This is a genomic window from Streptomyces bugieae, assembly GCF_036352915.1.
GTDB classification, from domain to species: Bacteria; Actinomycetota; Actinomycetes; order Streptomycetales; family Streptomycetaceae; genus Streptomyces; species Streptomyces endophytica.
In genome coordinates this window covers 941,728-960,184 of sequence record NZ_JAZBJP010000001.1, presented here as the reverse complement: position 1 = coordinate 960,184, position 18,457 = coordinate 941,728, and the positions used below count along the sequence as shown (strand labels likewise).

The following is an 18,457-nucleotide window of genomic DNA, read 5'->3' as shown; positions in this document are numbered from 1 at the left end:
CCGGAACGGGCGCCGGGTCCTGGAGTCCTGACAGTCCTTTGCAGTTGAGGGAAGAGTGTCGTGCAGTTCCGCCAACAGGCCCTTTCCAAGCTGCAATCGCCCGAGGAAATCGATCTGCCGGTGCGCTTCGCCCGGCCGCAGGGACTGCTCGTCCTGATCGTCACGGTCCTCTGCCTGCTCGCCGCCGCCGTATGGGCGGTGACCGGGACCGTCTCCTCCACCCTCACCGCACCCGGGATCCTCACCCACGGCCAGGGCAGCTACGTCCTGCAGAGCCCCGTCGCGGGACAGGTCACCGCCGTCCTCGCCCAAGAAGGCCAGCGGGTGTCCGCGGGCGCCCCGGTCCTCAAGGTCCGCACCCCCCGGGGCACCGCCGTCGTCCGCACGATCGCCGCCGGCCGGCTGACCACGATGGTCGCCACCATCGGCTCGGTCGTCACCACCGGCGCGGACGTGGCCTCCGTCGAACGCGTGGCACACACCGGCGACCCCCTGACGGCGACGCTGTACGTACCGGCCGAGAACGGCGCCTCGGTCCCCGTCGGCGCCTCCGTCGACCTCACCGTCCAGTCCGTGCCGAACCAGCAGTACGGCGTGCTGCGCGGCCGGGTCAAGGCCGTCGGCCGGACCGCCCAGACCCGCCAGCGGATCGGCGCCTACCTGGGCAGCAGCCAGCTCGGCGAGCAGTTCTCCAAAGCCGGCCCGCCGGTCGCCGTCCTGGTACAGCTCGACCGCGCCCCCCGGAACAGGTCCGGCTACGCCTGGTCCACCTCCGACGGCCCGCCCTACACCGTCGACTCCATGACGCTGGCCAGCGGCGCCGTCCACCTCGCCGCGCAGCACCCGATCGATTGGCTGCTGCCGTGACCGCATCGCAGGACTCCGCACCCCCGCAGGACCGGCTGCCGCCGGCCGGCCGCGGCCGGCACCGCCCCGAAGCGGCGTCCGGTGCCCGGCGCCGGCGCGCCACCCCGCCCCCGGCACCCAAGAAGGTCAAGGCGGTCCGCACCCCCACCGTCCTCCAGATGGAGGCGGTGGAATGCGGCGCCGCCTCCCTGGCGATGGTGCTCGCCCACTACGGACGGCACGTTCCCCTGGAGGAGCTGCGGATCGCCTGCGGCGTCTCCCGCGACGGCTCCCGCGCCAGCAACCTGCTCAAGGCCGCCCGCAGTTACGGCCTGCAGGCCAAGGGCATGCAGATGGAGACCGCCGCGCTCGCCGAGGTCCAGGCCCCGGCCATCCTCTTCTGGGAGTTCAACCACTACGTCGTCTACGACGGCATGGGCCGCCGGATGGGCCGCCGCGGCGTGCACATCAACGACCCCGACAAGGGCCGCCGCTTCGTGCCCACGGAGGACTTCGACACCAGCTTCACCGGCGTCGCCCTGGTCTTCGAACCGTCCGAGTCCTTCCGCAAGGGCGGCCGCAAGCCCGGCGTCCTCGGCGCGGTGCCCGCCCGGATGCGCGGCACCACCGGCACCCTGCTCGCCGCGCTCCTCGCCAGCCTGCTGCTGGTCGCGGTCGGCGCCGCGGTGCCCGCGCTCAGCCGGACGTACATCGACATGTTCCTGATCGGCAAGCAGACCTCGCTGCTGGGGCCGCTCTTCGCGTCGATGGCCGCGATGGTCGCGCTCACCGCCGTCCTCACCGGGCTGCAACAGGCCAACCTGCTGCGCGGCCGGATCATCTCCTCCACCCTCACCAGCGCCCGCTTCCTGCGCCATCTGCTCCGGCTCCCGGTCACCTTCTTCTCCCAGCGCAGCCCGGCCGACCTGGTCCAGCGCCTGCAGTCCAACGACGCGGTCGCCGAAACCCTCGCCCGGGACCTCGCCGCCGCCGGCGTGGACGGCATCGTCGTCGTCCTCTACGCCGTGCTGCTGTGGACCTACGACCCCCAGCTCACCGTCATCGGCGTCGGCATCGCCCTGCTCAACGTCGTCGCCATGCGGATCGTGATCCGGCTGCGCGCCACCCACACCGCCAAACTCCGCGCCGACACCGCACGGCTCACCAACACCGCCTACACCGGCCTGCAGCTCATCGAGACCATGAAGGCCACCGGCGGGGAGAACGGCTACTTCCGCCGCTGGGCCGGCCAGCACGCCGCCACCCTGGAGGAACAGCAGCGGCTCGGCGTCCCCAGCGCCTGGCTGGCCGTCGTCGCGCCCACCCTCGCCACCCTCAACAGCGCCCTGATCCTCTGGATCGGCGGACTGCGGGCCGTCGAGGGCCACATCTCCATCGGTCTGCTGGTCGCCTTCCAGGCGCTGGTCACCCGCTTCACCGCGCCCATCACCCGGCTCAACGGCGTCGCCGGCCGCATCCAGGACTTCGCCGCCGACGTGGCCCGCCTCAAGGACGTCGAGTCCTTCCCCGCCGACAGCCTCTACACCCGGCCGGGCTCGGACGGCGACACCCGCCGGCTCAAGGGCCACGTGACGCTGGAGAACATCACCTTCGGCTACAGCCCGCTGGACAAACCGCTGCTCACCGGCTTCTCACTGGCCGTCGGCCCGGGCCGCCAGGTCGCCCTGGTCGGCGGCTCCGGCAGCGGCAAGTCCACCGTCTCCCGGCTGATATCCGGCCTCTACAGCCCCTGGGAAGGCACCATCCGCATCGACGGACAGCGCCTGGAGGACCTCTCCCGCAGCGCGCTCGCCGCCTCCGTCTCCTTCGTCGACCAGGACGTCTTCCTCTTCGAGGGAACGGTCCGGGACAACGTGGCCCTGTGGGACCCCTCCATCCCCGACGAGGCGGTCATCACCGCCCTCAAGGACGCCGCCCTCTACGACGACGTCATCGCCCGCCGCCCCGACGGCATCCACAGCCGGGTCGACCAGGACGGCCGCAACTTCTCCGGCGGCCAGCGGCAGCGCCTGGAGATCGCCCGCGCCCTGGTCCGGCGCCCCAGCATCCTCGTCCTCGACGAGGTCACCAGCGCCCTCGACGCGCAGACCGAACAGATCATCATGGACAACCTGCGGCGGCGCGGCTGCGCCTGCGTCGTCATCGCCCACCGGCTCAGCACCGTCCGCGACAGCGACGAGATCGTCGTCCTCGACCACGGCGTGGTCGTCGAACGCGGCCGGCACGAGGACCTGGTCGCCGCCGGAGGCGCGTACGCCGAGCTGGTCAAGGAGCACTGAGGTGTCAGCCCTGCCCCCCATCCCGCACGCGGGATCCGGCGAGACCGACGCGGTGACGCAGGCCCTGGGCGGCCTCGGCGCGCCGGTCGACTGCGCCGGACTGCGCAGCGTCCCCCTCGAAGGGCCGCACGTGCTGTGGCTGGTCACCGCCGGCGCGCTCGACCTGTTCGCGGTCGACGCCGCGGCGGAGGGCCACTGGCACTTCCTGGGCCGGCTCGAACCCGGCGCCCTGCTCCTCGGCCCGGTCGACGGCCCCCAGCACACCCTGCTCGGCCGCCCCTCGCAGGACTGCGCGGTGCGCCGGATCCCGCTGCGCGAGCTGCCCCGTTGGGACTACGGCGGGTACGGCGAGCAGACCGACACCGGTCCGCAGCCCCTGTACGCCGCGCCCGGCGGCTACGGCCACCCCGCGGCGTACGGCCCGCTGGAGCACGCCTTCGCGCTGGGCACCGCCCGCAGCCTCGGCGTGCTCTTCGAGGCCCCGCTGGACGGCCGGCCCGGCGACGAGGCGGTGGCCGACGACGACGTCCTCTGGATGCCGGTCCCGCCCGGCAGCGTCCAGTACGGCGCCTCCTACAGCGCGGAGGCGGCCGCCGACCTGCTCGTCGACCCCGAACTGTGGCAGCGGATGGTCAACCAGCAGTACCGGCTGCTGTCCGCCGTCGACCGCTGGATCGAGCAGCTGGAGCGCGCCCACGAGGACCGTACGGCGGCCGGCATCAAGGCCGGTGAGGCCGTCCGCGAGCGCGCCGACCAGGCGCTGCTGGCCTCCATCGGCCGGCAGGACCGCGCCGGGCGGGGCGGCGCCGGGACGGACCGGGGCGACGACACCACCTTCGCGGTCTGCCGCACGGTCGCCGAGGCCGCCGGGATCACCCTCACCGAGCCCCCCAGGGGCGGCGCCGTCAACGACCGCATCACCCCCGTCGAACGGATCGCGGTCAGCTCCCGGATCCGCACCCGCGCGGTCCGGCTCACCGGCACCTGGTGGCGGACCGACACCGGCCCCCTGGTCGGCCACCGCGCCAAGTCCGGCGCCCCCGTCGCACTGCTGTGGCGCCGCGGCCGCTACGAGGCGGTCAACCCCGCCTCCGGCCTGCGGATGCGGATCGGCAAGGACAACGCCGACGAGTTCGAGGCCCGCGCCGTCATGTTCTACCGCCCGCTGCCCGAGCGGCCGATGAACATGTGGCGGCTGATGCGCTTCAGCCTGCGCGGCACCCGCACCGACGTCCGCAACCTCGCCCTGAGCGGACTGGTGACGGTCGCCCTCGGCGCGCTCGTCCCGATCGCGACCGGCAAGGTCCTCGGGGTGTACGTCCCGGCCGCCGACAAGAGCCTGATCGTGCAGGTCGCACTGGCCGTCATCGTCAGCAGCGTGGTCGCCGCCGCCTTCATGCTGCTGCAGAGCCTCACCGTGCTCCGCATGGAGGGCCGAATAGAGAGCGCCCTGCAACCGGCCGTCTGGGACCGGCTGCTGCGGCTGCCGACCAAGTTCTTCACCGAACGCTCCACCGGCGAACTGGCCAGCGCCGCGATGGGCATCAGCGCCATCCGGCGGGTGCTGTCCGGCATCGGCCCGGTGGCCGTGCAGTCCACGACCGTCGGCGCGATGAACCTCGTCCTGCTCCTCGTCTACAGCGTGCCGCTGGCGCTCGCCGCGCTCGGCATGCTGGTCGTCATCGGGGCGGTCTTCCTTATCATGGGCCTGTGGGAGCTGCGCTGGCAGCGGCGGCTGATCAAGCTGTCCAACAAGCTCAACAACCAGGCGTTCCAGACCCTGCGCGGACTGCCCAAGCTGCGGGTCGCCGCGGCCGAGAGCTTCGCCTACGCGGCCTGGGCCCGGGAGTTCGCCCGGTCCCGGGAGCTCCAGCAGAAGGCCGGCCGGATCAAGAACCTCACCACCGTCCTCAACGCCGTCTACCTGCCGCTGTGCTCGCTGACCCTCTTCATGCTGCTGGCCGGCCCGGCCCGCGGCACCATGTCGGCCGGCTCGTTCCTCACCTTCAACACCTCGGTCACCATGCTGCTGACCTCGGTCACCCAGATCACCGGCGCCTTCGTCTCGGCCGCCGCCGCCCTGCCGATGTTCGAACAGATCAGGCCGGTGCTGGACGAGGCACCGGAGGTACGCGGCGCCAGCGCCCAGCCCGGCACCCTCACCGGCGCCATCGAGGCCAAGAAGCTCTCCTTCCGCTACACCGACGACGGCCCGCTGGTCCTCGACGACATCTCCCTCCAGGTCCGCCCCGGCGAATTCGTCGCCGTCGTCGGCCCCAGCGGCTGCGGCAAGTCCACCCTGCTGCGACTGCTGATCGGCTTCGACAAGCCCACCTCCGGCAGCGTCCTCTACGACGGCCAGGACCTCGGCGCCCTGGACCAGGCCGCGGTCCGCCGCCAGTGCGGGGTCGTCCTGCAGAACGCCCAGCCGCTCACCGGCTCCATCCTGGACTGCATCTGCGGTGCCGAGTCCTTCACCCAGGAGGAGGCCTGGGCGGCCGCCGAGATGGCGGGCCTGGCCGAGGACATCAAGCGGATGCCGATGGGCCTGCACACCATGATCTCCGGCGGCGGCGCGATCTCCGGCGGGCAGCGGCAGCGCCTGATGATCGCCCAGGCCCTGGTCCGGCGGCCGCGGATCCTCTTCTTCGACGAGGCCACCAGCGCCCTGGACAACGAGACCCAGCGCATCGTCATCGACAGCACCCGCAAGCTCAGCGCCAGCCGGCTGGTGATCGCCCACCGGCTCTCCACCGTCATGGACGCCGACCGGGTGATCGTCATGGAGGACGGCCGGATCGTCGAGCAGGGCGCCCCGGCCACGCTCCTCGCCGACACCGGCGGCCGGCTGCACGACCTGGTGCGCCGTCAGCTGACCTGAGCGCACGACCCGCCCGGGAACGGCCGCACCGCCGGACGAGCCGTTCCCGGCATCCCCGCCGTCCACCGCATATCGTGCCAAGCGGCGGACGGAGGATGAGATGGCCACGGCGCGCAACCTGATCGACGCGATGCCCCCCGAGCAGCGGCGACTGCTGACCGAGCTCGCCCGCGAGGTGACGCTGCCCCGCGCCACCCGGCTCTTCGAGGAGGGCCGGCGGGCGGACCGGTTCTGGATCATCCGCAGCGGCCAGGTCGCCCTCGACCAGCACGTCCCCGGCCGCCGGTCCGCCGTCGTGGAAACCCTCGGCCGGGACGAACTGCTCGGCTGGTCCTGGCTGTTCCCGCCCTACCTGTGGCACCTGGGCGCGCAGACCGTCGGCCCGGTCGAGGCGGTCGAGTTCGACGCCCCGGCGGTCCGCGAGCTGTGCGAACGCGACCCGGTCCTCGGCCGCGCGGTGTACCGCTACGTCGCCGAGACCGTCTCCCACCGGCTGCACGGCACCCGCACCCGGCTGCTCGACCTCTACGGCCCCCAGGGCAGCGGCTTCGACGACTGAACGGCCGGGCCGCGCGAAAAGCACCCCACCGCCCCGGAACCGCACCCGGGAACCGGCCGACTACCTGTGCCGGGCCGTGTCCACGGCCCCCCGGCCGGGCGGACCGGCCGCGGAAGCGTAGGGGAGAAGCACCATGCGTCCTGGGAAGTTGTGCGGTCTGGCCGTGGTCGTGGCACTGACCGCCACCGCGTGCGCCGGCGGGGGAGCGGACACCGGCCGGGACGACGCCGGCCGCGGCGGCGCCGGATTCCCGGTGCGGATCGCCGACTGCAAGGGCACGAAGACCACCTTCACCGCCCCGCCGCGCAGAATCGTCACCAGCAACGCCTCCGCCCTGGAGATGCTGCTCCGGCTGGGCGCCGGCGACCGCGTCATCGGCACCGGCTTCCCCCCGGGCAAGGGCGCCCTGCCCGCCGCCCTCGACGCCCGCGCCCGCAAGGTGCCCGTCCTCGGCAAGCACCTCATCGCCAAGGAGAAACTGCTCGGCTCGGGAGCCGACCTCTACATCGACACCTTCGCCTCGATGGGCCACATGGGCGGTGCCGGGGACGCACCCACCGACGACGAGTTCGCGGCGGCCGGCATCAAGCACCTCTACCTCGCCTCCACCGCCTGCGCGCCCATGGCGAAGCAGCCGCAGCGGGACCTGTCCGGGGTGGAGGACGACATCCGCCGGCTCGGCGCGGTCACCGGTACGGCCGACCGGGCGAAGCAGCTCATCGCGGGCATGCGGGCCAAGGTCGCCGCCGTGCAGCGGGCCGTCGGCACCGTCCCCGAGCGGCAGCGGCCGACGTACTTCTTCTTCGACTACGACGCCGGCACCAAGCAGCCCCTCGCGGTCTGCCGCAAGCAGGTCGCGAACGCCGTCCTCACCCAGGCCGGCGCCCGCAACGTCTTCGCCGGCTGCGACGGCGACTTCCGGCCCGTCTCCTGGGAGGACGTGGTCGCCAAGGACCCGGACTGGATCCAGCTCGGGGTGCGCAACCGGGGTGACGCCGCGGCCAACGCCCGCGCCTTCGACGAGGCGGCCGCCTTCCTGAAGAGCTTCCCCGCCACCAAGGGACTGACCGCGGTCAAGAAGGGGCACTTCCTGCGGATCGGTTCGGAGCGCACGACGATCCCCGGGGTCGGCACCGCCGACACGGTCGAGGAGATCGCGCACACGCTCTACCCGGCACGGTTCAAGGAGGCCCGGCGGTGACACCCGTCCTCGCCGAGGCCCCCGGCCGGGCGGAAGCGGACGACCGGACCGGGCGGCGGACCCCGCGCGCCGGACTGCTCGCGCTCGTCCTGGGCGCCGCCCTGCTGGCGGCCCTGACCGCCGCGGTCTCCGTCGGCGCCACCGCCATCCCGCCCGCGGAGGTCTGGTCGGTGGTGCTGCGACGGCTGGGCGGCGCGCCGCCCCGGCCGGGCACCGACGACCTCATCGTCTGGCAACTCCGGGTGCCCCGCGCCCTGTTGGCCGCACTGGTGGGCGCCGGCCTCGGGCTCGTCGGAACCGCGACCCAGGCACTGGTCCGCAACCCGCTGGCCGACCCGTACCTGCTGGGCATCTCCAACGGCGCCTCGCTCGGCGCGGTCGCCGCGATCGTGCTGGGCGCGAGCACCGGCGGACTGCTCGGGCTCGGGCTGTCCGCGGCCGCCTTCGCCGGCGCGCTGGCCGCGTTCGCTCTGGTGTGGAGCCTGGCCCGGCGCGGTGGCGGATTCTCGCCGCTGCGGCTGGTGCTGGCCGGCGTCGGCGTCGGCCAGTTCCTCTCCGGGTTCACCAGCTACCTGGTCCTGCAGGCCGGCGACGAACAGCAGACCCGCAGCGTGCTGTTCTGGCTGATGGGCAGCCTGAGCGGGGCCACCTGGAGTCTGCTGGGGCTGCCGCTGCTCGCCGTCACGGCCGGGCTGCTGGCCCTCCAGGCCCGGGCCCGCGCCATGAACGCCCTGCTCATGGGCGACGAGACCGCCGCCGGCGTGGGCGTCCCGGTGACCCGGCTGCGCCGCGAACTGTTCGTGGTCACCAGCCTGTTGACCGGCGTCCTGGTCGCGGTCTCCGGCGCCGTCGCCTTCGTCGGCCTGATGGTGCCGCACCTGTGCCGGCTGGTCATCGGCGGCGACCACCGCCGGCTGCTGCCGCTGTCCGCGCTGACCGGGGCGCTGCTGCTGGTCGTGGTGGACCTGGTGTGCCGGACGGCCATGGACGCCCAGGAACTGCCGGTCGGGGTGGTCACCGCGCTGATCGGCGCGCCCGCCCTGCTGTTCGTGCTGGACCGGCGGACGGCGGCCGACCGGTGAACGTCGCGATCGAGGATCTGCACGTCGGCTACGCGGGCCGGGACGTCGTCGCCGGGGTGCACCTGATGGCCGCCTCCGGCGAGATCGCCGGACTCGTCGGCCCCAACGGCAGCGGCAAGTCCACCGTCCTGCGGACCGTCTACCGCCATCTGCGGCCCACCGCCGGACGCGTCCTGCTGGCCGGCACCGATCTGCGCACGCTCACGCCCGGGCGGACGGCACGGCAGGTCGCCGCGCTGCCCCAGGAACGCGGCAGCGACTTCGAACTGACCGTGCGCGAGGTCGTGATGATGGGGCGGACGCCCTACAAACGGGCCTTCGCCGGGGACGACCGCGAGGACCGCGAACGGGTGGCGCAGGCGCTGGCCGCCGTCGGACTCGCCGGACACCAGGCCCGTCGGTTCTCCGCCCTCTCCGGCGGCGAACGCCAACGCGCCCTGCTGGCACGGGCGTTCGCCCAGGACCCCGAGGTGCTGGTGCTGGACGAACCCACCAACCACCTCGACATCCGCCACCAGGTCGAACTGCTCACCCTGCTGCGCGACCGCCGCCGCACCACGCTGATCTCCCTGCACGACCTCAACGCCGCCGCCTCGCTCTGCGACCGGCTGCACGTGCTGCACGGCGGACGGGTGGTGGCCTCCGGCACCCCGCGCGAGGTGCTCACCCCGGACCTGCTGGCCGAGGTCTTCGGCGTACGTGCCGCGGTGACCGAACACCCCCTCACCGGCGACCTGTTGATCGCCTACGACCACCGGGCGCCGCTGCCCGCACGGTGCGGCTGACGGGGCAGGGGCGACCGACGGGGGAGGGAGGCCACACCGACCACCCTCCCCCTCCCCTCACCCCGCCGCCACGAAGTGGCTCGGCCGGCCGTCCCGCAGCACCACCCGGCCGAGCCGCTCGGCCTCCGCGCGGTGCCGCAACTCCCGCCTGCCGTCCGGGAGTTCCAGCACGCACGAGTGCCAGGGCGTCAGCCAGACGTCCGGCGCCGCCAGCAGCCGGATCCCGAACTTCGCCGAGCCGCGCGGCTGCGGATGGATCGAGAGCCGGACCGCGTCCGGGTGATGCCGGGCGACCAGCTCGCCCCAGGCGTGGCTGCGCCGCATCACCCCGTACGCGCGCCGCCGGCAGTCGCGCTGCAGCGCCGAACGGGTGCCGGCGAACGCGGCGGTGTCCTCGAAGAGGAACCGGGTGATGCCCTGGTACAGCCGGCGGGTCGGCTCGTGGCCGCGGGTCCGGGCGCGCAGCGCCTCCAGCGTGGGGGCGTACCGTTCGTCGACCAGCGCCCGCCGGGCGTCGTACGACAGCCCGGGCCCGTACACCGCCCGCAGGTCGAAGACGTCCAGCCGGGTCAGCCCCTCGGCGCGGATCAGGGCGCGCAGCGCGTCACCGTAGGCGTCGACGGCGGCGTCGGGCACGTGGATGAGGTCGCTGAAGACGTGCCCGTCCGAGCAGATGACCACCCGGGCGCCGGGCGGATGGACGGCCTCGATCCGGGCGCAGAGCGCGTCCAGGAAGCGCAGGGCCAGCCGCTCGCCCTCGTCGGGCAGCGGGCCGAGCACCTTGGCCGGGTTCGGTGACTTGCAGGGGAAGCCCGGGAGTGTGAACACGATCGGCTCGCCGGCCGCCACCGGACCCATGAGCTGCCGGTGCTGCTCGGGGAACGCCTCCGGCCCGTCCCCGCCCGCGGTGTCCAGCGTCCGCCGGTACGGCAGGAGGACGGCGAGCACCGCCGCGCACACCGCGCCGGGGTCGGCGGGCGGCGGGACGGCGGCGGGACGGGTGGGCAGCACTCGGTCGGGGCGGGTCAGCACGCGGCGGCCGCCCCGTCCGCGAACCGCCCCGCGGTGAAGGGGCAGCCGCTCCCGGAGGCCGTACCGACGGCGCTCCCGTCGGCGTCCCCGCCGGCTCCGTACGCCACCGGCAGCCGGTCGACGCCCCGCGCCAACACGGCCGGAATCCAGGTGAGTTGGTCGTCCGGTGCGGCGAGCCGGAGACCGGGGAGCCGTCGGAGCAGCGTCTCCAGGGCGATCTGGAGTTCGATCCGGGCGAGCGTGGCGCCGGGGCAGAAATGGATGCCGTGGCCGAAGGCCAGATGCGGGTTGGGGGAGCGGTCGAGGTCGAGGCGGTCGGCGTCGGTGAACCGGCGCGGGTCCCGGTTCGCCGCGCACAGCGACACGATGACGGAGTCGCCGGCCGGGACCCGGGTCCCGTGCAGATCGGCGTCCTCGGCGAAGAACCGCCAGGTCGTCAGCTCGAAGGCGCTGTCGTACCGCAGCAGTTCCTCCACCGCGCGCGGCAGCAGCTCCGGACGGGCGGCCAGCTCGGCGAGCTGCCGCGGGTGGCGCAGCAGGGCGACCAGGGCCGTGGTGATCTGGTTCGTGACCGGTTCCTGCCCGGCCACCAGCAGCTGGAAGATCATCGAATCCAGCTCCGCCGGCTCGATCCGGCCGTCGTCGCACGCGGCCACCAGCCGGGACAGCAGATCCGCGCCCCGCTCCCGGCGCTTGTGCGCGACCAGACCGGCGATGTAGCCCTGCAGCCCGCGCAGCCGTGCCTCGTACGCCGGCCGGCCCGGGTCGGTGGGCCCCACCGGCTGGACCACCTTGCCCCAGTCCCGGTCGAAGCGCTCCGCGAACTCCGCCGGCAGACCGATCACTTCGGCGAGGACCTGGAAGGGGAAGCGGGCCGCGAAGGTCTCCACGAGGTCCGTGCGGCCGCTCGCCGGCAGCCCGTCGAGCAGCGCCTCGGCCCGCTCCTGGAAGCGGGGCCGGAGCGCCTCGACGCGCGACGGGGCGAAGGTGCCGGTGAGGAGCCGGCGCAGCGCGGTGTGCCGGGGCGGATCCTGGTGCAGCAGATGCGCCTGGAGTTGGGAGTGCTGCGGCTCGGGCATGATCGAGGCGCGGGCCCGCCAGGCCGCGTTGCCCCGGGAGTGGTGCTTGCCCAACCGCGGGTCGGTCAGCGCCTGATGGGCGGCCTCGTACCCGGTGACGAGCCAGGCGCACACCCCGCTGGGGAACCGCACCCGGTGCACCGGGCCGCGCGCCCGCAGCTCCGCGTACAGCGGATACGGATCTCGGGTGTAGTCCGCCCCGTAGAGCTCGACGGGCTCGGGCAATCTGGACATGGGTGTTCCTCCACGGCACTGACCGGTGACCGCCGTGCGCGAACGGCACGGCGTGGGAGAGGTCGGTCGCGAAGCGCGTCGAGTTCCCGGCGTACGCCGACGAATCCGGCGGAAGCGGGAGCGGCGGAGGGCGAACGGGGGCGCGCGCAAACCCAGTTAGTCGTCCGGCGACGCCACCGGGTTCCGGTGCCGGAACAGGATGAACCTCACGTGCCAAAGGCCCCCCGATCGGCCGCTCCACCCCGCGTCCACCTGCCACGATGACGCGATGTCCCGTTCTCCGGCCGACCGCAGTCGGCCCCCGTACCGCACGCTCGCCGCCCGCCTGCTGCCCGCCCGGCCGGTGCTCGGATTCATCGCCCTGCTGGCCGTCCTCTTCGCGCTGTCCTACGCGGCCGGTACGCTCGCCGGCCCGGTCGCCCCGGGCCTGCACCCGGCGGGCGGCACCCGCGGCGGCGACCACGCGCCCGCCGACGACGGGGACATGGGCGGGATGCACGGCATGGGCGCCCCCGCGCCCCGCCCGCTCGTCGCGGGAGCACCGCGATGACCGCCCGTACGACCACCCTCACCATCGGCGGGATGACCTGCGCCGCCTGCGTGGGCCGGGTCGAGCGGAAACTCGGCCGGCTGGACGGTGTCGCGGCCTCGGTCAACCTGGCGACCGGCCGGGCCACCGTGCGGCACCCGGACGCGGTGTCCGTCGACGACCTCGTCACCACCGTCGAGGCGGCCGGCTTCACCGCGCAGCTCCCGGAACCGGAGGTGCCGCAACACCCGGACGACGAGCGGCAGTTGACGACGCCGGACGACGACACCCGCGGCGCCCGCCACCGGCTGCTGGTCACCGCCCTGCTCTCGCTGCCCGTCCTGGTCCTGTCGATGGTGCCCGGCTGGCAGTTCCGCCACTGGCAGTGGCTGTGCTTCGTGCTCGCCGCCCCGGTCGCCGTGTGGGGCGCGGCCCCCTTCCACGCCCGTGCGCTGCGCGGACTGCGGCACGGCGCCGCGACCATGGACACCCTGGTCTCGCTCGGCGTGACCGCGTCCTTCGGCTGGTCGGCGTGGGCGCTGTTCCTCGGCGGGGCGGGCGCGCCCGGCATGACGATGCCCTTCAGCCTGCTGCCCACCGCGGGTGACGGCAGTGCGCACCTCTACCTCGAAGCCGCCGTCGGCGTACCGCTGTTCGTGCTGGCCGGGCGGCACATGGAGGCCAGGGCCCGGCGCGGCACCGGCGCCGCCCTGCGGGCGCTGGCCGAACTCGCCGCCAAGGACGTCGCCGTACGGGTGGCGGGGGAGGAGCGGCGCATCCCGGTGGAGCGGCTGCGGGCCGGCGACCACTTCCTGGTCCGGCCCGGGGAACGGGTCGCCACCGACGGCACCGTCGTCACCGGCGGCTCCGCCCTGGACCTGTCCCTGATCACCGGCGAGAGCCGCCCGGTCGAGGTCGGCCCGGGCTCGGCGGCGGTCGGCGGCGCGCTCAACTCCGGCGGGCTGCTGGAGGTACGGGCCGACGCGGTCGGCGCCGACACCCAACTGGCCCGGATCACCCGGCTCGTCGAGGACGCCCAGACCGGCAAGACCCGGATCCAGCGGCTGGCCGACGCGGTGGCCGCGGTCTTCGTCCCCGCGGTGCTGACCGTCTCGGTCACCGTCCTCGGCTTCTGGCTCGGCGCCGGCGCCGACCCGCAGGCCGCGGTCACCGCCGCGGTCGCCGTCCTCGTCGTGGCCTGCCCGTGCGCCCTCGGCCTGGCCACCCCGACCGCCCTGCTCGCCGCCACCGGCCGCGGCGCCCAGCTCGGCATCCTGGTCCGCGGCCCGCAGGCGCTGGAACGGCTGCGCCGGATCGACACCGTCGTCCTCGACAAGACCGGCACCCTCACCACCGGCCGGATGACCGTCATTGCCGTCACCGCCCGCACCGACGGCCTCGGCCCGGACCCCGCGCTGCGCCTGGCGGCCGGCGTCGAACAGGGCTCGGAACACCCGCTGGCCCGCGCCGTCACCACCTGCGCCCGCGACCGCGACCCCGGCCAACCCCTGCCGCCCGTCAGCGACTTCACCGCCCTGCCCGGCCACGGCGTCCGGGGCACCACGGACGGGCACCGCGTCGAGGTCGCCCGGCCCGGAGACCCCGCCGGACTGCCGGCCCCCCTCGGGGACGCGGTGCGCGACGCCGGAACCGCCGGTCACACCGCCGTCCTGGTCACCGTCGACGGCACCCCCGAGGCCGTCCTCGCGGTCGGCGACGCGCTGCGCCCCGACAGCTACCGCGCCGTCGACCACCTGCGCCGGCTGGGCCTGCGCCCGGTCCTGGCCACCGGCGACCGCGCCGCCACCGCCCGCGCGGTCGCCGGCCACCTCGCCATCACCGAACTGCACGCCGACGTGACGCCCGAGGACAAGGCCGCCCTGGTCACCACCCTCCAGCAGCAGGGCGCCCGGGTCGCGGTGGTCGGCGACGGCGTCAACGACGCGGCCGCCCTGGCACTGGCCGACCTCGGCATCGCCATGGGCAGCGGCACCGACGCCGCGATCGGCGCCGCGGACGTCACCCTCGTCCGCGAGGACCTCCAGGCCGTCGCCGACGCGGTACGCCTGGCCCGGCGCACCCTGGGCACCATCCGGGCCAACCTCGTCTGGGCCTTCGGCTACAACCTGGTCACCGTGCCGCTCGCCGCCGTCGGCCTGCTCAACCCGATGCTCGCCGCCGCCGCGATGTCCGCCAGCTCCCTGCTCGTCGTCGGCAACAGCCTCCGGCTGCGCGCCTGGCAGCCCGGCGGCGGACCGGCCCGGCCGGGCCGCGGCGGCACCGGCCGCCGCACCACCACCGCACACCGGGAGACCGCATGACACGGCTGCCCGCGGCCACCGTCGCCGTACCCCTGCTCACCTGCCTGGCGACCCTCGGCGCCCTCACCGCCTGGACGGCGGCCGGCCGGGCCGGCACCCCGGCCCGGATGGAGGTCACCGACGGCCGGGTGCTGGTCCCGTCCGGCCCCGAGGCCACCGCCGCGTTCTTCACCGTCCGCAACACCGGTGGCGCGGACGATGTCCTCACCGGCGTCACCGGCCCCGGCGGACACCGGGCGATGCTCGGCCGTTCCGTCGACATCGGCCACAACGCCCGCAGCATGGCCATGGTCCCCACCGCCGCAGTCCCGGCCGGCGAAACCCTGCGGATGACGCCGACCACCCTGGACATCATGATCAGCCCGCCGCCGCGGCTCGCGCCCGGCGACCGGCTCACCCTCACCCTGCACTTCCGCGACAGCCCCTCACGGACCGTACGGGCCACCGCCGTACGCCCCGGGGAACTCGGCACGAACGGCGGCGGGGGCTCAGGGACCGGCTCCGCCCGTCCCTGAGCTCCTCGCCCCGGCGGGCGCGGTCCGGCCGTCAGGCCACCGCGCCCGCGAGCACACACGGCCGGTCGGCCGGCTCCGGCCGCTCCGCCTCCGCCAGCAGCGCCACCAGCGTCTCCCGGGCCCGCGCCACCCGGGACCGTACGGTCCCGACCGGGCAGCCCATCACCCCGGCGGCCGCCGCGTACGGCAGCCCCAGTACCTGGGTGAGCAGGAACGCCTCCCGCCGCTCCGGCGCCAGCGCCGCCAGCAGCCCGGTCAGCGCGATGCCCTCGTCGAAGCCGGGCAGCCCGCGCGGCTGCACCCGCTCCGCCGCCGCCTGCCAGTCGTCGGTCGCGGCCAGCCGCGGCCGCACCGCATGCGACCGGAACCGGTCCGCCACCACCCGCCGGGCGATGGTCAGCAGCCAGGTTCGGGCCGACGACCGGCCCTCGAACCGCGGCAGACTGCGCAGCGCCCGCACATAGGTGTCCTGCACCAGGTCGTCGGTGGCCTGCGGATCGCCGCTGAGATGCGTCACATAGCGCCGCACGTCGAGCTGGGTGGCCCGGACGAACTGCTCGACGGCCCGCTCGTCACCGGTCCGGGCGGCCAGCGCCCAGCCGGTCACCGCCTCGTCATCCCGCATTCCGCGACCGCCCCTCGCCACCGGTCCGCGCTTCGGAGAGGATGGCGGTATGCACTGCGCGCCCCTCCGTACGGCCCTCTCCGCCCGCCTCGACGGGGAGGAGCTGCCATCCGGCCTGACGCCAGGTCTGCTCGACGACCATCTCGCCGGCTGCGCCGAGTGCCGGCGCTGGGAGGCACAGGCCCGGGCCCTGTCGGCGCGGGTCGCGCACGCGGGCGCGGAGGCCGCGGAGGCCCCGGAAGCCGGGGGCGACCCGGCGACCCTGGAGGCGCTGCTCGCCGGATTGCGCTCGCGCCCCGAGTGGCCGAGTGGAGTCGTCTGCGTCTACGAGGAGGGGCAGACCGGAGGTACCGCCGCGGGCTGAGGCCGCCTGGGCGCCCCGCACGCCGGTCACGGACACGCGCGGCGTCGCCACCGGCATCCGGACACGATTCATCATCTGGAGTCCTTCGCATGACCCGGTCCCCGCACACGGCGGTGACCGGTGAAGTCGGAGCGGGGACATCAGGCGCGCCCGGCGCCCGTCCCCGGCTCGGGAATTCGACCGTGCTGTCAGCGGACAGCCGGATCGTGCGGCGGACCCCGCAGCGACCTCGCGTGGGCCAGCAGAAGCTTGCGCACCGCCCGGCGCGGCTCCTGACGCGCGGCGCGCACGGCGGGCGGCACGTCGGGCAGGACGATCCGCAGCACCAGCGCCAGCGGCGCGAACAGCCGGGCCGACACGCTGCGGACGAGGCGGAAGGCGGCCCGCTCACCGCCCCACAACCACCAGGCGCTGAGCAGCGCGACGAGGAGGTGGGCCGCGACCATGCCGGCCGCACTGCCGTGCGCCGCACCGCCCGGATGCGCCATCCCCGCCATGCCCGGCATCCCGGCCATGTCGGGGGTTCCGTCGGACATCCCTGGCATCGCGGCCATCTGGCGGTGCATCAGCCGCATCATCTCCGCGGCATCGCCCCCGGAGGCCGGCAGTTCCTCGGGGCCGCACAGCAAGTTGTCCGTCCATTGCCGGACCAGCGGCACCTGCCCCCCACCGGAACGGGCCATCGCCTGGCCGAGGGAGAAGGCGCTGTGCAGGGCGGTCTGGGTGCCGACGGTCAGCAGGCCGACGAGCAGCGGCCCGCGTTCCCGGCCCGCGACGCACCAGGCGCCGGCTGTGGTGGCCGCGCCGGCCGCGAGCAGCATCCACACGGGCACCGCCGCACCGGACATCACCGAGTGACCCAGCGCGGCGAGCAGCACACAGACCACGGCGAACACCGCGGCCCGAAGCCCCCTGAGTACCTGCCCCGCAACCATGACGGGCCCATCGTCGCACCCCGCCTCCGACGCCGGAACGCCCGGGTCACCGTTGTGACGGCCCGTCAGAATCCTTACCGAGCCCTCTTCGCGAAATGCCTTGCCGGTCCGGCCACTTCATGGCACTCTACTGCTAACGCAACTGGAGTAGCAGTAAGTCGTAATCGATAACAGGAGACCTGTGCCCCAACGTCCCACCTCCGGCCCCGACATCCCCTCCACCTCCCTCACCCGGATATCCGTCTCCGACGCCGCCGCCGGTCCGTACGCGATCGCCGCCGGCCCCGACGGCGCGCTGTGGTTCACGTTGGTCCACGCGGGCGGGATCGGGCGGCTGACGCCCGACGGTCGGCTCGACCGGTACGCCCTCGACGTGCCGACCTGCGGGCCGTCGCTCATCACGCCCGGACCCGACGGCGCCCTGTGGTTCACCCGTGCCCGGGACCACCGGATCGGGCGGATCACGGTCACCGGAGAGGCCACGTCGTTCGCCGTGCCGACCCCGGACAGCGGCCCGTTCGGCATCGCGGCCGCCGCCGACGGCGCGCTATGGTTCACACAGATGCACAGCGACCGCATAGGCCGCCTCACCCCGGACGACGGCCGGGTGACCGAGTTCCCGCTGCCGGTGACCGGGGCGTTCCCGTCGGCCCTCGCCGCCGGGCCGGACGACGCGCTGTGGTTCACGCTCAACCAGGCCAACGCGATCGGCCGGATCGGCCTCGACGGTGCGATCACCCTCCACCCGCTGCCGACCGACGCCGCCGGACCGGTCGGCATCACCTGCGGTACGGACGGCGCCCTCTGGTTCGTCGAGATCGGTGCGGGGCAGATCGGCCGCATCACGACGGACGGCCGGATCGACGAGTTCCCCCTCCCGGACCGCGCGGCCCGGCCCCATGCCATCACCGCCGGCCCCGCGGGCGGCTGCTGGTTCACCGAATGGGCCGCGGGCCGCATCGGTCACCTCACACCGGACGGCCACATCCGGGAGTACGACCTGCCCGACCGTGAAGCGGAGCCGCACGGCCTGGCGTTCGGCCCCGACGGTGCGCTCTACGTCGCCCTGGAGACCGGGCAGATAGCCCGGTTCGAGCCGGCGCGCACACCGGCCGCATGAGGCATCGCGCGAACGTCCCGGTGGGGCGCGGCCGCCGGCCGTGCCCCAC

Annotated in this window: 16 protein-coding genes; 12 read left to right on the top strand and 4 right to left on the bottom strand. The window is 74.5% G+C overall.

Annotation, left to right across the window (positions count from 1 at the left end):
* The first annotated feature begins 60 nt into the window (after positions 1–60).
* From V2J85_RS04475 to V2J85_RS04445, 7 genes are all read left to right on the top strand, one after another.
* The gene (locus V2J85_RS04475) at positions 61–867 is read left to right on the top strand and encodes an HlyD family efflux transporter periplasmic adaptor subunit (RefSeq protein ID WP_261952968.1); all 807 of its coding nucleotides are present in this window, start codon (positions 61–63) and stop codon (positions 865–867) included.
* Positions 864–3,146 carry an NHLP family bacteriocin export ABC transporter peptidase/permease/ATPase subunit gene (locus V2J85_RS04470; protein WP_261952969.1) on the top strand — a complete coding sequence of 761 codons (2,283 nt, stop codon included), beginning with the start codon at positions 864–866 and terminating at the stop codon, positions 3,144–3,146. The genes V2J85_RS04475 and V2J85_RS04470 overlap by 4 nt, the downstream gene beginning before the upstream one ends.
* A gap of 1 nt (position 3,147) precedes the next feature.
* On the top strand, positions 3,148–6,027 hold the full coding sequence (locus V2J85_RS04465) for an NHLP bacteriocin export ABC transporter permease/ATPase subunit (protein ID WP_261952970.1): 2,880 nt from the start codon (positions 3,148–3,150) through the stop codon (positions 6,025–6,027).
* A 100-nt stretch (positions 6,028–6,127) separates the two neighbouring features.
* The gene (locus V2J85_RS04460; protein ID WP_261952971.1) at positions 6,128–6,586 is read left to right on the top strand and encodes a cyclic nucleotide-binding domain-containing protein; all 459 of its coding nucleotides are present in this window, start codon (positions 6,128–6,130) and stop codon (positions 6,584–6,586) included.
* Between the two features lie 133 nt (positions 6,587–6,719).
* On the top strand, positions 6,720–7,787 hold the full coding sequence (locus V2J85_RS04455) for an ABC transporter substrate-binding protein (RefSeq protein ID WP_261952972.1): 1,068 nt from the start codon (positions 6,720–6,722) through the stop codon (positions 7,785–7,787).
* Complete coding sequence (locus tag V2J85_RS04450; protein ID WP_261952973.1) at positions 7,784–8,869, top strand: FecCD family ABC transporter permease; 1,086 nt, start codon at positions 7,784–7,786, stop codon at positions 8,867–8,869. The genes V2J85_RS04455 and V2J85_RS04450 overlap by 4 nt, the downstream gene beginning before the upstream one ends.
* Positions 8,866–9,654 carry an ABC transporter ATP-binding protein gene (locus V2J85_RS04445; protein WP_261952974.1) on the top strand — a complete coding sequence of 263 codons (789 nt, stop codon included), beginning with the start codon at positions 8,866–8,868 and terminating at the stop codon, positions 9,652–9,654. The genes V2J85_RS04450 and V2J85_RS04445 overlap by 4 nt, the downstream gene beginning before the upstream one ends.
* 57 nt (positions 9,655–9,711) lie before the next feature.
* Here the strand turns inward: V2J85_RS04445 and V2J85_RS04440 are convergent, their stop codons facing one another.
* Positions 9,712–10,686 carry an L-tyrosine/L-tryptophan isonitrile synthase family protein gene (locus tag V2J85_RS04440; RefSeq protein ID WP_419836734.1) on the bottom strand — a complete coding sequence of 325 codons (975 nt, stop codon included), beginning with the start codon at positions 10,684–10,686 and terminating at the stop codon, positions 9,712–9,714.
* A complete protein-coding gene (locus V2J85_RS04435) occupies positions 10,680–11,999 on the bottom strand; it encodes a cytochrome P450 family protein (RefSeq protein ID WP_330820677.1) in 1,320 nt (439 codons plus the stop codon). The genes V2J85_RS04440 and V2J85_RS04435 overlap by 7 nt, the downstream gene beginning before the upstream one ends.
* Positions 12,000–12,267: 268 nt before the next feature.
* Here V2J85_RS04435 and V2J85_RS04430 point away from each other — a divergent pair, with 268 nt between their 5' ends.
* From V2J85_RS04430 to V2J85_RS04420, 3 genes are read left to right on the top strand one after another with little or no spacing between them, the layout of a single operon-like run.
* Positions 12,268–12,549 (top strand): hypothetical protein, encoded by a 282-nt coding sequence (locus tag V2J85_RS04430; RefSeq protein WP_261952976.1) that lies wholly within the window; start codon positions 12,268–12,270, stop codon positions 12,547–12,549.
* A complete protein-coding gene (locus tag V2J85_RS04425; protein WP_330820676.1) occupies positions 12,546–14,849 on the top strand; it encodes a heavy metal translocating P-type ATPase in 2,304 nt (767 codons plus the stop codon). The genes V2J85_RS04430 and V2J85_RS04425 overlap by 4 nt, the downstream gene beginning before the upstream one ends.
* The gene (locus V2J85_RS04420) at positions 14,846–15,364 is read left to right on the top strand and encodes a copper chaperone PCu(A)C (protein WP_261952978.1); all 519 of its coding nucleotides are present in this window, start codon (positions 14,846–14,848) and stop codon (positions 15,362–15,364) included. Before V2J85_RS04425 ends, V2J85_RS04420 begins: the two co-directional genes overlap by 4 nt.
* 31 nt (positions 15,365–15,395) lie before the next feature.
* On the opposite strand, the gene V2J85_RS04415 is transcribed toward V2J85_RS04420, so the two are convergent.
* The gene (locus tag V2J85_RS04415) at positions 15,396–15,989 is read right to left on the bottom strand and encodes a sigma-70 family RNA polymerase sigma factor (protein ID WP_261952979.1); all 594 of its coding nucleotides are present in this window, start codon (positions 15,987–15,989) and stop codon (positions 15,396–15,398) included.
* A 49-nt stretch (positions 15,990–16,038) separates the two neighbouring features.
* Between V2J85_RS04415 and V2J85_RS04410 the strand changes: the two genes are divergently transcribed.
* Complete coding sequence (locus tag V2J85_RS04410) at positions 16,039–16,353, top strand: zf-HC2 domain-containing protein (protein ID WP_261952980.1); 315 nt, start codon at positions 16,039–16,041, stop codon at positions 16,351–16,353.
* 188 nt (positions 16,354–16,541) lie between these two features.
* Here V2J85_RS04410 and V2J85_RS04405 read toward each other — a convergent pair whose 3' ends face one another.
* Positions 16,542–17,288 carry a PE-PGRS family protein gene (locus V2J85_RS04405; protein ID WP_261952981.1) on the bottom strand — a complete coding sequence of 249 codons (747 nt, stop codon included), beginning with the start codon at positions 17,286–17,288 and terminating at the stop codon, positions 16,542–16,544.
* Positions 17,289–17,469: 181 nt separating this feature from the next.
* On the opposite strand from V2J85_RS04405, the gene V2J85_RS04400 reads away from it, so the two are divergent.
* A complete protein-coding gene (locus V2J85_RS04400) occupies positions 17,470–18,408 on the top strand; it encodes a Vgb family protein (RefSeq protein ID WP_261952982.1) in 939 nt (312 codons plus the stop codon).
* Positions 18,409–18,457 lie beyond the last annotated feature (49 nt).

What these genes read in the sequence shown, in the direction of transcription:
- V2J85_RS04455 (WP_261952972.1), top strand. Translation starts at nt 6,720, where the DNA reads ATGCGTCCTGGGAAGTTGTGCGGTCTGGCCGTGGTCGTGGCACTGACC.
- V2J85_RS04415 (WP_261952979.1), bottom strand. Translation starts at nt 15,989, where the DNA reads ATGCGGGATGACGAGGCGGTGACCGGCTGGGCGCTGGCCGCCCGGACC.
- V2J85_RS04405 (WP_261952981.1), bottom strand. Translation starts at nt 17,288, where the DNA reads ATGGTTGCGGGGCAGGTACTCAGGGGGCTTCGGGCCGCGGTGTTCGCC.
- V2J85_RS04460 (WP_261952971.1), top strand. Translation starts at nt 6,128, where the DNA reads ATGGCCACGGCGCGCAACCTGATCGACGCGATGCCCCCCGAGCAGCGG.
- V2J85_RS04425 (WP_330820676.1), top strand. Translation starts at nt 12,546, where the DNA reads ATGACCGCCCGTACGACCACCCTCACCATCGGCGGGATGACCTGCGCC.
- V2J85_RS04435 (WP_330820677.1), bottom strand. Translation starts at nt 11,999, where the DNA reads ATGTCCAGATTGCCCGAGCCCGTCGAGCTCTACGGGGCGGACTACACC.
- V2J85_RS04410 (WP_261952980.1), top strand. Translation starts at nt 16,039, where the DNA reads ATGCACTGCGCGCCCCTCCGTACGGCCCTCTCCGCCCGCCTCGACGGG.
- V2J85_RS04420 (WP_261952978.1), top strand. Translation starts at nt 14,846, where the DNA reads ATGACACGGCTGCCCGCGGCCACCGTCGCCGTACCCCTGCTCACCTGC.
- V2J85_RS04430 (WP_261952976.1), top strand. Translation starts at nt 12,268, where the DNA reads ATGTCCCGTTCTCCGGCCGACCGCAGTCGGCCCCCGTACCGCACGCTC.